General features: G+C 70.7%; 8 protein-coding genes. 6 read left to right on the forward strand and 2 right to left on the reverse strand.

Going from position 1 to position 13382, the window contains the following annotated elements:
* Positions 1 to 12: 12 nt before the first annotated feature.
* From ACWD4G_RS16195 to ACWD4G_RS16215, 5 genes are all read left to right on the forward strand, one after another.
* On the forward strand, positions 13 to 921 hold the full coding sequence (locus ACWD4G_RS16195) for a 5-dehydro-4-deoxyglucarate dehydratase (RefSeq protein WP_451293702.1): 909 nt from the start codon (positions 13 to 15) through the stop codon (positions 919 to 921).
* On the forward strand, positions 918 to 2177 hold the full coding sequence (locus ACWD4G_RS16200; RefSeq protein ID WP_451293704.1) for a glucarate dehydratase family protein: 1260 nt from the start codon (positions 918 to 920) through the stop codon (positions 2175 to 2177). Before ACWD4G_RS16195 ends, ACWD4G_RS16200 begins: the two co-directional genes overlap by 4 nt.
* Before the next feature lie 447 nt (positions 2178 to 2624).
* A complete protein-coding gene (locus ACWD4G_RS16205; RefSeq protein ID WP_451293706.1) occupies positions 2625 to 4055 on the forward strand; it encodes a family 2B encapsulin nanocompartment shell protein in 1431 nt (476 codons plus the stop codon).
* Positions 4052 to 5149 carry a family 2 encapsulin nanocompartment cargo protein terpene cyclase gene (locus ACWD4G_RS16210; protein ID WP_451293708.1) on the forward strand — a complete coding sequence of 366 codons (1098 nt, stop codon included), beginning with the start codon at positions 4052 to 4054 and terminating at the stop codon, positions 5147 to 5149. Before ACWD4G_RS16205 ends, ACWD4G_RS16210 begins: the two co-directional genes overlap by 4 nt.
* Before the next feature lie 104 nt (positions 5150 to 5253).
* Positions 5254 to 6141 (forward strand): geranyl diphosphate 2-C-methyltransferase, encoded by an 888-nt coding sequence (locus tag ACWD4G_RS16215; RefSeq protein ID WP_451293920.1) that lies wholly within the window; start codon positions 5254 to 5256, stop codon positions 6139 to 6141.
* An 87-nt stretch (positions 6142 to 6228) separates the two neighbouring features.
* Here the strand turns inward: ACWD4G_RS16215 and ACWD4G_RS16220 are convergent, their stop codons facing one another.
* Complete coding sequence (locus ACWD4G_RS16220; RefSeq protein ID WP_451293710.1) at positions 6229 to 9903, reverse strand: S8 family peptidase; 3675 nt, start codon at positions 9901 to 9903, stop codon at positions 6229 to 6231.
* A 197-nt stretch (positions 9904 to 10100) separates the two neighbouring features.
* Entirely contained in the window at positions 10101 to 11585 is a 1485-nt protein-coding gene (locus ACWD4G_RS16225; RefSeq protein ID WP_451293712.1) for an MFS transporter, read from the reverse strand.
* Between the two features lie 318 nt (positions 11586 to 11903).
* Here ACWD4G_RS16225 and ACWD4G_RS16230 point away from each other — a divergent pair, with 318 nt between their 5' ends.
* Complete coding sequence (locus ACWD4G_RS16230) at positions 11904 to 13322, forward strand: hypothetical protein (RefSeq protein WP_451293714.1); 1419 nt, start codon at positions 11904 to 11906, stop codon at positions 13320 to 13322.
* Positions 13323 to 13382: the final 60 nt, after the last annotated feature.

Raw genomic sequence — 13382 nt, forward strand, 5'->3', positions numbered from 1 at the left:
TTTGAGAGAGACATGAAGTTCCAAGGAGTGCTGTTCTTCCCGGTCACCCCGTTCGCCGCGGACGGTTCGCTGGACGAGGGACGGCTCGCGCAGCACATCGAGGCCGGGGTCGCGGCCGGTGCCGGGGGCGTGTTCGTCGCCTGCGGCACCGGGGAGTTCCACGCGCTGACCCCCGAGGAGATCGAACGGGCGACCCGGGTCGCCGTGTCGACGGTGGGCGGGCGCGTGCCCGTGTTCGCCGCCGCCGGCGGTCCGCCCCCGGTCGCCCGGGACCAGGCCGCCCGGGTCGAACGCGCCGGTGCCGACGGCATCCTGCTGCTGCCGCCGTATCTGGTGAGCGCCCCGCAGCAGGGGCTGGTCCGTTACGTCAAGGAGGTCACCGGGGCCACGAGCCTGCCCGTCGTCTTCTACCAGCGCGGCACGGCCCGGCTCACCGCCGCCACGGCCGCCGAGATCGCCGCCCTGCCCGGGGTCGTCGGCCTCAAGGACGGCATCGGCGACCTGGAGCGCATGCACCGCGTCGTGCGCGCGGTACGGGCCGTGCCGGGCACGGAGGGCTTCCAGTTCTTCAACGGGCTGCCCACCGCCGAGATGACCGCCCCCGCCTACCAGGGCATCGGCGTCGGCCTGTACTCCTCCGCCGTGTTCGCCTTCGCCCCCGAGATCGCGCTCGCCTTCCACCGGGCGCTCGCGGAGGGCGACGGGACGCTGGTCGACACGCTGCTCGACGAGTTCTACGGCCCCCTCGTGGAGCTGCGGGACGAGATGCCGGGCTACGCGGTGTCGCTGATCAAGGCCGGGGTGACCCTGCGGGGCCTGGACGTGGGCGGCGTACGGGCTCCGCTGCTGGACCCGACTCCGGAGCATGTGGCCCGGCTGGCCAAGCTGATCGAGCACGGTCTGGGGGTGGTGGGCGCGTGAGCCGTACGCCCGGTACCCGCATCCGGGAGCTGATCGTCACCCCGATCGCCTTCCGTGACCCCCCGCTGCTCAACTCGGGCGGCGTCCACGAGCCCCTCGCCCTCCGGGTCGTCCTCCAACTGGTCCTGGAGGACGGCACGGTGGGGCTCGGCGAGTCGACCGGCGGGACCGTGCGGCTGGAGCGGCTGGACATCGCCGCCGAGGCCGTGGTCGGGCTGGACGTCTTCGACACCACCACGGTCGCCGCCGCGATCGACCGCGCCCTGCTGCCGACCGTGCCCAGCTCCCACGAACGGGGCTGGACCACCTCGGCCGTCGAGGTCGCCTGCCTCGACGCCCAGGGCAAGCTGCTCGACCGCCCGGTCAGCGATCTGCTCGGCGGCACGGTCCGCGACTCCGTGCCCTTCGCCGCGTACCTCTTCTACAAGTGGGCCGAACACCCCGCTCTCGACGGCCGCCCGGCGGTCGGGGACGACTGGGGCGAGGCGCTGGACCCGGCCGGGGTCGTGGAGCAGGCCCGGCTGATGCGGGAGCGGTACGGTTTCCGCTCGTTCAAGCTGAAGGGCGGGGTGTTCCCGCCGGACGAGGAGATCGCCGCGATCAAGGCGCTCGCGGAGGCCTTCCCCGGCGAGCCGCTGCGGCTGGACCCCAACACGGCCTGGACGGTCGAGACCTCGACGTACGTCGCCCGTGAACTGGACGGCGTACTGGAGTACTTGGAGGACCCCACCAAGGGCATCGAGGGCATGGCGGAGGTGGCGAAGGAGTCGCCGATGCCGCTGGCCACCAATATGTGCGTGGTCGCCTGGGAGCATCTGAGGCCGGCGATCGAGCAGGACGCGATCCAGGTGCTGCTCACCGACCACCACTACTGGGGCGGACTGCGGCGCACCCGTGAACTGGCCGCCGTCTGCGAGGCGTTCGGGATCGCGCTGTCCATGCACTCCAACTCGCACCTCGGGATCAGCCTCGCCGCGATGACCCATGTGGCCGCCGCCATCCCGAACCTCGACCACTCCTGCGACACGCACTACCCGTGGAACTCGGCGGACGATGTGATCCTGCCGGGTGTGCTGGAGATCCGGGACGGGGAGGTCGCCGTCCCCACCGGGCCGGGCCTGGGTGTCGAGTTGGACCATGACGCCCTCGAACGGCTGCACAGGCTGTACATCGACTCGGGGATGCGGTCGCGGGACGACACCGGGTACATGCGCCGGATTCAGCCGGGGTACGAGCTGAGGCTGCCGCGCTGGTGAGCCGCCGGCACCGGTGAGCCACCGGCACCGCGCCGAGCCACTGTTGAACTGTTGAAGGGGTCGCTCTCGGGCGGCCCCTTCGGCGTTGTGCGCCCCCGCGAGCCGGGGGCCGGAGGCAGCGGACCGGCGCGGGTGCGCGGGGCGACGGGTCGTGTGCCTCAGTCGACGGTTTCCGCCCCTCCGGGATACGAAGACGCCCCGTTCACGCCGTGCCCGACCCGCCTCGTCACCTGTTTGGCTTTGTTCTGCGCGCCCGGCGCCCAGCAGTCCGCGCCGTCTCATCTCGCCGATCCGACACCCGTCATCCCGGACCGTCCGACATCCGTCATCTCGGAATCCGCCCCGGGCGGCGTCGCCCACGGCGGTTCGGCGCCCTCTCGCACGTCCAGACAACACCGCTCCACGCCCATGCACGCCCGCTCGCCCGCTCGCCCGCAGGGAGGCAATATGACCGCCCCAGTCCACTCATCCGAAAGCGCCCCCGAACCCCCCGACGAACAACGGCGGTTCACCAGCCTCAGCACTCAGGCGGCCCGTCAGCTCGCCACCACCACCAAGTCCGAACCCCAGATGCAGGCCATCACCTCACGGTGGCTGCTCAAGAATCTGCCCTGGGTGGATGTCCGGGGCGGCACCTACCGGGTCAACCGGCGGCTCCAGCTGCGGATCGGCCGGGGCCGGGTGCAGTTCGACCAGAACGGCGCCGACGACGTCCGGGTCATCCCGGAGACGCTCACCGAGCTGCCCGCGCTGCGCGGCTACACCGACATCCCGGCGCTCAGGGAGATCTCCGGCCGCTTCCGGGTGCGGGAGGTGCGGGCCGGGACCGTGCTGTTCGACGCCGGGCAGCCGGTGACCGAGGCGTATCTCGTGGTGCACGGCCGGTTCACCCGGTACACCACCGGCAAGTACGGCGAGGAGGAGGTCCTCGGGGTCGTCTCCGACGGCGACGGCATGGGCGACGAGGCCATCGGCCACGCCGATCCGCTGTGGTTCAGCTCGGTGCGGGCCGAGACCAACGCCGTGGTGCTGGTGCTCAACTGGGACACCCTGATGGCGTTCGTGGAGCGCACCCCGTCGCTGACGGCCCAGTTCGAGGCGTATGCCGCACGGCAGAGCCTGCCCATGAACCGCAAGGGCGAGGCCGATGTCCCGCTGGAGGCCGGGCATGTGGGCGAGCCGGCGCTCCCCGGCGGCTTCGTCGACTACGACCTCGCGCCACGCGAGTACGAACTCTCCCTCACCCAGACCGTGTTGCGCGTCCACACCCGGGTCGCCGACCTCTACAACCATCCGATGGACCAGACGGAACAGCAACTCCGGCTGACCATCGAGGAGATCCGCGAACGCCAGGAGTGGGAGCTGGTCAACAACCGCGAGTTCGGGCTGCTGCACAACATCGACTACGGGCAGCGCATCAGCACCTTCTCCGGCCCGCCCACACCCGACGACATGGACGAGCTGCTGTCGATGCGCCGCAAGACCCGGCTGTATCTGGCCCATCCGAAGGCGATCGCGGCCTTCTTCCGCCAGTGCAACCGGCGCGGTCTCGTCCCCGGCACGGTGAACGTCGACGGACACGAGGTGCCGGCCTGGCGGGGTGTGCCGCTCTTCCCGTGCAGCAAGATCCCGATCAGCCCGCAGCACACCACCAGCATCATCGCGCTGCGCACCGGAGAGAAGGACCAGGGCGTCGTCGGACTGCACCAGACGGGCCTCCCCGAGGAGTACGAGCCCTCCCTGAACGTACGGTTCATGGGCATCGACACCACCGCGATCATGAGCTATCTCGTGACCGCCTACTACTCGATGGCGATCCTGGTGCCGGACGCCGCCGGAATCCTGGAGAACGTACAGATCGGGTGGATGCCCGAATGAGCCTGCCCTCAGCACCTGTCGCCGTCACCGGAACCCCGTCGTCCGCGCCCGTCGCGGCGGTTCGGCCCCGGTTGCCGGGGCCGCCGAGCATCGTCCCCTCCCGGCAGGCCCGCCGGACCGGGGTGATCCCCGGGCTGCGTCACCGGCCCGCCGTGCCCGCCGAACCGGCGAAGGCGGCGGAGGTGGAGCGCAGGCTCGCGGAGTGGGCGGAGCGGCTGGAGCTGTTCCCCCGGGAGTGGAAGGGGCAGTTCGCGCGATTCGGGCTGGGCCGGGCGATCGTCCTCGCGCATCCCGGCGGGGCGAGCGTCGAACACCTCACCGCGGCGGGCAAGTTGCTGCTGGCCGAGCATCTCGTCGACAACGTGTACTGCGAGGTCGACGAGGGCAAGGGCGGCTCACCGCGCGGACTCGGCGGCCGGCTGCTCATGGCCCAGTCGGCGCTGGACCCCCTGCACGCCACCCCGGAGTCGGAGGAGCGGTGGGCGCGCGGGGTGAGGGCGGACGGGCCGCTGCGGTCGTACCACTTCGCGCTCAGGGACTACGCGGTCCTCGCCACGCCCAGCCAGACCGACCGGCTCGTCCACGATCTGGCCCGGCTGCACCTCGGATATCTCGGTGAGGCCGCCTGGTCCGAGACCCGGTACCTGCCCAGCGTGTGGGAGTACCTGACGATGCGGCAGTTCAACAACTTCCGGCCCTGTCTGGCGGTCGTGGACGCCGTGGACGGCTGGGAGCTGCCGGAGGCGGTGTACGCCCGAGCGGAGGTCCAGCGGATCACCGCGCTCGCGGGCAACGCGTCGACCCTCGTCAACGACCTGTACTCCTTCGCCAAGGAGATGGCGAGCGATCCCGAGCATCTGAATCTGCCGAAGGTGATCGCCGCGAATGAGCGGTGCGGGCTGAAGGCCGCCTTCCTGAGGGCCGTGGAGATCCACAACCGGATCATGGAGGCGTTCGAGGAGGAGTCCGCCGCCCTGTCCGCGACCTCACCGCTCATCGAGCGCTACGCCACCGGTCTGGCCGCCTGGGTGGCCGGCAACCACGAGTGGCACGCCACCAACACCGACCGCTACCACCTGCCCGACTACTGGTGACCGTGCCGCCACCACCTGCCCGCCTCCCGGTGGCCGTGCCGCTGTCACCGGTTCCGGCCGACGTCTCTTACGCGTCCATCGCAGCAGAGGAGCCTTCGTTGACCATCATCGACGCCGTCGCCACGCCCCCCGCCCCACTGCCGAGCCGGTCCCCCGCCCACTCCTCGTACCAGTCCCGGATCGCCGACTACTGGAACGCCGAGGAGAATCCGGTCAATCTCGAACTCGGCAGGATCGACGACCTGTACCACCACCACTACGGCATCGGTGACGCCGACTGGTCCGTCCTGGACGACGACCCCGATACGACCCGCCGCCGGGACCGCGTCACGGCCGAACTGCACCGCCTGGAACAGGCCCAGGCCGATCTCCTCGCCCATCACCTCGGCCCGCTCTCCCCCGCCGACCGGGTCTTCGACGCGGGCTGCGGACGCGGTGGCGGCAGTGTGGTGGCGCATCTGCGGTACGGGTGTGCCGTGGACGGGGTGACGATCTCCCGCAAGCAGGCCGACTTCGCGGGCGAACAGGCCCGTAAGCGGGACATCGAGGACCGGGTCCGCTTCCACCACGGCAATATGCTCGACACCGGGCTGCCGTCGGGCGCGTTCGCGGCGTCCTGGAACAACGAGTCCACGATGTACGTCGAGTTGGACCTGCTGTTCGCCGAGCACGCCCGGCTGCTGCGCCGGGGCGGACGGTATGTCACGATCACCGGCTGCTACAACGACCGCTACGGGCGGGCCTCCCGTGAGGTCTCCCTCATCAACGCCCACTACATCTGCGACATCCACTCCCGCTCGGAGTACTTCCGCGCGATGTCCCGCAACCGACTCGTGCCCGTCCATGTGCAGGACCTGACCGCCGCCGCGCTCCCCTACTGGGAACTGCGCAAGCAGGCCGACCACTTGGTGACGGGCATCGAGGACACCTTCATCACCGCCTACGAGAACGGCAGCTTCCAGTATCTGCTGATCGTGGCCGACCGGGTCTGACAGGCCGGGCGCACTGCGAGTGGGGCCTGTCCGGGGGTCGGCTGCCGCCGGACAGGCCCCACCTCATGCGGTCATGCCTTCATGGGGTCATGACTTCTTGAGCTTGTACGCCTTCTTCACCGTGACTTCGAAGGTGGAGGCGCGGTCGGAGCCCTTGACGCGCAGGCTGACATAGCCGTGGCCGTTGCGGTCGATGTGCTCGGCGGGGAGGGTGGCGAGTGCCGGGTGCGGGATCAGGGCGCGGTTCCCGGCCACCGGGACATGCTGCCAGGTCGTACCGCCGTCGAAGGACGCCTCGACGGTCAGCCCGCGCAGCCCGCCACGGGCGGCCTTGTCGCCGGTCCGCTCGACGGTGAACGGCACGGCCACCGTACGGTCGTCCTCCGCCCGTGACCACTCGTCGACCGGCGGCCGGAAGCGCACGCTGGTGAGCGGCAGCGCGGCCGTGTCGCCGTCGGCGGTCGGGCCGGAGGTGAAGGTCCACACACCCTCGACGGCGGTGCTCACGTTGTTCCACTGACTGCGGTCGGCGTGGGCCCTGAGGGTGTAGGTGCCGGTGTCGGACGGGACGTTCCAGGCGGCGAGCGCGGTGTTCCGGGGGAACTCGGCCGCGCCGTTACGGCTCTTGGTGAGCTGCTGACCGTCCCGGCTGAGGGTGTAGTCGTACCGGGCGTACACGTCGTCGCTGCTGAACAGATGCCGTCGCTCCGAGTCGCCGCCAAGCGGCAGGTCGACGGTGACGGTGTCCCCGGCGCGGGTGAACTGGCCGCCGTCCGGGTCGAGTACGGGGGCGCCCACCGGGTGGTTCCAGTACTCGGTGCGGGGGCCGGGCCGGAACGACTGGGGCTCGGTGTACAGCGCCCGGTACTTCAGCGGGTCGATGTTGTCGGCGTTCTGCCAGCTCCGGCGCAGTTCCTGGGACCAGGCGACGTCCTTGGACGGGGTGAAGTACTCCATGCGGCTGCTGGGCGAGGGCACGTTGAGGGGGCGTCCGGCGACCGGGATGCCCTTGATGGTGGCCGTGGCCAGTTTCGCCTTCAGCGGGAAGGACCGGTCGAAGCCGCCGACCTGCTCGGACGCCCCGTAGTACGCCTGGGTCCGGGCCAGTCGGGAGTCCCGGACCCGACCGGTGAACCCGGCCGGGACACGGCCCTCGTGGACGGAGGCCAGATAGTAGACCGGGCCGGTGGCGGTGGGGTACGAGTAGCCGTCGCTCGGGGCGCCGTCCGGGATCTTCCCGTACACATAGCCCTCGGCGAGATCCTCACGGAAGTACGCCGTGTACTGGTCGCCCTTGGCGCGGGTCGTGGACGGCACCGACCAGTACACCGGGGCCAGATGCTTGAACGACACATTGGTGTGGATGCCCAGCGGGCTGTCGGCCCCGGCCGGGGTGCGCTTCTGCCGCTGGGCGACACCGACCTGGCGGTAGACGTTCTCCGCCTTGTCGTTGTCCACGGTGTGGGCCAGTTTGCGGGCCGCCGTGCCGCCCAGCGTCAGTTCGGTCGCCTTGTCGATCCGGACGCGTGGCTCACCGGCGAGGATGATGTCGCTGTCGTACCAGTACGAGTCGTTCTCGTGCCGTCCGATGAACGCGGAGATGCCGTACGTCCCGGCGGGCGCCCGGACGGTGAGCTGCGAGGCGACGGTGGCGAGGTGGGGGCTCTCGAAGGGTTCGAGGGACCGGTCCAGCGGCAGGACGTCGATGATCGAGATGCCGTCGGCCGGTTCGCCCAGGTGGTCGCGGAGGTTGAGGGTGAGGTCGTAGGCCTCGGGTTCGAGGCTGAGGCCTACGGGGACGCGTACGGCCGTCGTACCGCCGGTCGCGGTGAGCAGGGCGGAGAGGGTGCCGCCGGTTCGGATGCCGGTGTCGCGGAACTCGACGGCGACGGACGCCGTGCCGTGCGCGGGGACCGTCACCTCGTCGTCGGCGAGGCCGAGGAGTCCGGTGGGCAGTTCGCCCCGGGTGGAGGTGACGTCGAGGGTGAGGTCCAGGGTGATGTCCTGGTCGGAGGCGTTGGTGAAGGCCACCTTGCGCCTGTTGTCGTCGGCGGTGCGCGGCCAGGTCAGCCGGCCGAAGTCCAGGGTGGACACCGTCGCCGTGACCGGCTGGTCCACCGCCCGCTCCACGTCGACCAGGCCCGATCCCTGGTCGTACACGGTCTCGTCGGTGCTTGGACGGGCGCTGGAGACCAGGGCCTGGGCCACCTGGCGGGGCGTCCAGTCGGGGTGGGCCTGCATCACCAGGGCGGCGGCACCGGCGACGGCGGGCGACGCCATCGACGTACCGGACAGGCGGGTGTAGTTGTCGTCGACCGGGCCGACCGGGCCCTCAGGGTCGACATCGCCGATGGCGGTGCCCTGGGCGCGGGCGGCCGTCACGGCGACTCCGGGGGCCTTGATGTTGGGCTTGACGCTGTAGTCGCCGTAGAGCGGGCCCCGGCTGGAGAAGCTCGCGATCGTGTCGTCGCCGCCGGCCGCGCCCACGGCCAGCGCGCCTTCGGCGGCCGACGGAGGGGAGACGGTGAAGGGGTCCGAGCCGCTGTTGCCGGCCGACACGACGGGGAGGACGCCCCGTTCCAGCAGGGCGTCGGTGGCCAGGGACCAGGGGTCGGTGCCGTCGCTCAACGCGCTGGAGCCGAGGGACATGTTGACGATGTCGACGCCCTCGTCGGCCGCCCACTCCATGCCGTTGATGATGTGGGAGAGCGAGCCGAGGGGGCCGGACAGCACGCGTGCGCTGAGGATCTCGGCGCCGGGGGCGACACCCGTGTACCGGCCGTCGGACGCGGCGCCCGTACCGGCGATGATCCCGGCGACGTGGGTGCCGTGGCCGTCGATGTCGCCGGTCTCGTTGTCCCAGGTGATGAAGTTCTCGGACTTCGAGACCTGTTCCTTGAGGTCGGGGTGGGTGGCGCGGACGCCGGTGTCGATGACGGCGACCCGGACACCGCTGCCGTCGAGACCGCGCTCCCGGACGCCCTTGGCGTTGATCTGTCCGACGAGGTCGGAGACGGCGACGTCGCCCTCCGGGGTGGTCTCGGGTTCGTCGGCCGTGTCGGCCCGGCCGCCGTTGTCCGTGAGTTCGACGGGGGTGTCCAGCCATACGGTCCCGATGGCGGGCCGGAGTTCGGCGTCGGCGCCCTTCTCGGAGGTGGTGAGCGTCCGCCAGAGAGCGCCGCCGTCGTCCTTGGGCAGGGTGACGGCGGTGGCGTCGATCGACTCCAGCGTCACCGTCTCCCCGGGGGTGCCCTCGGCGCGGGTGGCGGCGGGGAGGCGGGTGCCGGTGTGCCGGATGATCAGGGGGAGCCCTCGGTCGTCACCGGCGCCGTCCGCGGTGCCATCGTTGTCAGAGCGGTCGGCGCCGTCGTCGTAGCCGAAGCGCTCCAGGGCGCTGAGGTTGAAGAGCTGGTCGTCGACCTTGCCGGTGGCGACCAGCGGGGCCACGTCCATGGGGATGACGTTGAGCTCGGAGCCGCCGCCCTGCTGGACGAAGCCGATGCCCTCGCGTCCCTTGCCTGGCTCGATGTCGACCCTGGGCTCGCCCTTCTCCGTGCCGACGGTGACGACATCGCCGGTGACGAGGGTGAATCGCTTGCCCTTGAGGGCGGTGAGGGAGGTGGAGGGGGACTCGGTCGTCGTAGAGGGGGTGGTGGCGGTGGCGGTGGCGGTGGCCGCGGTGGATAAGCCGGTCGGGGTGGTGGCCAGCAGAAGTGCGGCGAGTGCGCTGCCCGTCCAGGTGCGGACGCGAGGTCTCTTCACGCGAACTCCGTTCAAAGCGGGGGGTGTTGACAGTGATGTCAGACGCGAACGAAGGAGCGCGTGTAAAGATATCGAAAGGGTGATCGCTTTCTAAGGCCGCCAATGCGCCTCTGTCACACGGGTATCAGCCACCCGGTCGGGGACGCCGAAGGCCGCCACCTCTCGGTGACGGCCGGTGGCGACGCGGACCGATCCGCTCAACCCGCTCCCGGCATCGTCCCGTTCCCCTTCAGCCGTTCCAGATCGGACGGCCGTACCTGGATGGCGAGGAGGGCGATGAGGGCGGCGATCACGGTGAAGATGGCGGCCATGACGAAGGCGGCCGACACACCGGCGGTGAGGATCTCGTCGGCGTACGGCTTCGGGAGTTGCCCGGTGCGTTGGAACTGGAGTCGCTCGACCGGTGTCGCCTCGGACAGGAAGCGGGAGACCTGCTCGTCCGCCTCGTTGCTGCTGGCCGTGCCGTACATGGTGACCAGGATGGACAGGCCGAGTGACCCGCCCACCTGCTGGGTGGCGTTGAGGAGTCCGGAGGCCGCGCCGGTCTCCGCGGTGGTGACGTCGGAGAGCGCCATCAGGGTCAGCGAGACGAACTCCATGCCCATGCCCAGGCTGAAGACGAGCATCGGCCCGAGCACACTGCCGGCATAGGTGGAGTGGACGTCGGTCAGGGTCAGCCAGCCCAGGCCGGCCGCCGCGAGGATCGCGCCCCCCACCATGAAGGGTTTGGGCCCGTACACGGGCAGGAACCGCGAGGCCAGCCCGGCGCCGATCGCGATCACCGCGCTGACCGGCAGGAACGCGAACCCGGTGGCCAGTGGGCTGAAGTCCAGCACGTTCTGGGTGAAGAGCGTCAGGAAGAAGAACATGCCGAAGATCGCGGCGGCGAGGCAGAGCATGATGCCGTAGGTGCCCGCACGGTTGCGGTCGGCGAACATGTGCAGCGGCGTGATCGGCTGCCGGGAACGCTTCTCCACCAGGATGAACAGCACCAGCAGGACGGCGGCTCCGGCGAACGAGGCCAGGGTCAGCGCGTCCCTCCAGCCGTCCTGGGCGGCCCTGATGAACCCGTACACCAGCAGGACCATGCCCGCGGTGGAGGTGAGGGCGCCGGTGATGTCGAAATGGCCCGGGTGGCGTTCGGACTCCCTGATCCAGCGGGGTGTGGCGAGGACGATCAGCAGGCCGATCGGTACGTTGACGAAGAGCACCCAGCGCCAGTCGAGCCACTCGACGAGGACGCCGCCCATGAGCAGGCCGATGGCGCCGCCGCCCGCAGATACCGCGGCGAACACACCGAACGCCCGGTTGCGTTCGGGTCCTTCGCGGAAGGTGGTGCTGATCAGCGCGAGGGAGGTCGGGGACGCGATGGCGCCGCCGACGCCCTGGAGGGCGCGGGCGGCGAGGAGTTGAGCGGAGTTCTGGGCGAGCCCGCCGAGGAGCGAGGCCACGACGAACAGCAGCACACCGAAGATGAAGACCCGCCGCCGCCCGAGAATGTCACCGGCCCTGCCGCCGAGCAGCAGCAGACCGCCGAAGGTGAGGGTGTAGGCGTTGACCACCCACGCCAGGCTGGTGGTGGAGAAGTCCAGCGACCGCTGGATGTCCGGCAGCGCGATATTCACGATGGTGATGTCCAGCACCACCATCAGCTGACACGACGCGATGACGAACAACGCCATCGCGCTTCCGCCACCACCCGTTTCCCGGGTGGTGGTCCCCACTGCGGAAGTCGGCTGCGGGCTGTCGCTCATAGCACATCGCTCGACACAGATCGGAATCTCCGCAGGCTGAGTGGACGGTCCCGTCCACGCCTACGTCCGTTGTACGACCGTACGCCCGCGCCGCTCGGGCCACCACTCGAACGGGTGCGGTCGGCAGGCCGGTCATCGGGAGCGAAAAACAAGTGTGCGAGGGTGTGGCGGGAGTATTACCATCGCCGCGATGACTACTCACTCCATCAGCAGATCGGGGGTACCGTCCGCGCAAGGTGAGTGCTGATGGGCACTCATGTCGTGGACGGGGATTCCCGGCTTTCCTTCTGGGCGCGCGTGCGGGAGTTCGCCGTGCCGCCCTCGATGATCGACACCGCCACAGCCCGACGTGAGGTCGGCGACTGGGCGGGAGCCTGTGCCGCGGCGGGGTTCGACGTCGATCTGAATGTGCGTGCCGTGGCGCGTACCCATGGGCAGAGTCTCGCGGTCCGACTCCGGGGCGACCTACGGCATTTGGCGCCGGATCTGCTGCGCTGGCACATGCCGAGGGTCGCTCCCGATGGGCTGTTGCGCCCGGCGTTGACCGTTCCTCTGGCCCGGTACGACACCGAGGGGTCCCGAGGGCCGGACTCGGTGTGGCTCGTCGTACGGACTCCGCCCGCCTGGGCGGACGGTGGGCAGCGGATCAGCCTTGCCCTGTGGGACGGACGCCGCTCGATAGGCGCTGTCTCCCGGCATCCGCATCCCCTGCCCAGCCGTCGGTTCCGTTTCGATCTGCATCGGCATCTGTGGGACGCGCGCAGGGCGGATGAGCTGCGGATGCGGTGCGGGGCGGAGGGGCCGCCGGTCCGCGCTCCGGAGCCGGCGGGGGTCGTACCGCCAGAGCCACCGCCCGAGCCCGGCTGCGCCGTCCATCGGTGGGCGGACGAGGCGGCGATCCTGCTGCGTGCCGAGGGGCGGTCCGCCGGGTCCGGGTCGGTGCTCGTACGGCTCGGGGGTGGACGTCGGCTGGTACTGAACCTGCGCCGGGACGCGGACGCCGACCGCCGCTCCGGGGCGAGTTCCACGTGCGCGCTCGCCGCCCCGGGCTCGGTGCCTGACCTCGGCTCATTGCCACTGCTTCCCGACGCCGCCACCTGGACGCCGCCGGACCTGGCGTTGATGCGGGCCGGTGCGATCGACGTCGATCGGCTGCATCCGTTGGTCGCCTCGGCGTTGGTGCCGGGGCATGTTCCGGCGGGGCCGTCCCCGGCGGCGGACATCGCGGGGGCACCCCGGATCGTGGAGTGCCGAGGGGCCCGGCATCGAATCGGGCTGGTCGACGGGGTGCTGGTGCCCCTGGACCATGGCCCCGACGAGATCCGGCGGGAGGAACTGCTGGTCGCGCTGGCCGGTACCCCGCTCCCCTGTCTGCGGGCCATCGACGAGGCACACCGCCGGCCGCACTGTCTGTCCGGTGTGCGCGAGCGTCTCGACCATGGCGACACCGCCGGTGCGCTGGCCGTCGTGGAGGGGTTGCTGGGCCCTGACGCGGTGCTGCGCGACGGCGCGTTGCGGGACGAGCTGGAGGACGCGGCGCGACGCCGGATCACCTACGGGTTGTACCGGGCGGGGCTGCTCCAGGACGGCTCGAACCATGTCCGTCACGTCGGCGACCGCCGCCGACGGCGCACGCGCCGCTCCCGCGACGCGCTCTTCTACTGACCCCCTGCCCTCCCCGTCGCATACCCATCTCCGGGCTCCGCCCAGGTAACCACTCGCTTT

Source organism: Streptomyces sp. NPDC002643 (assembly GCF_053592555.1).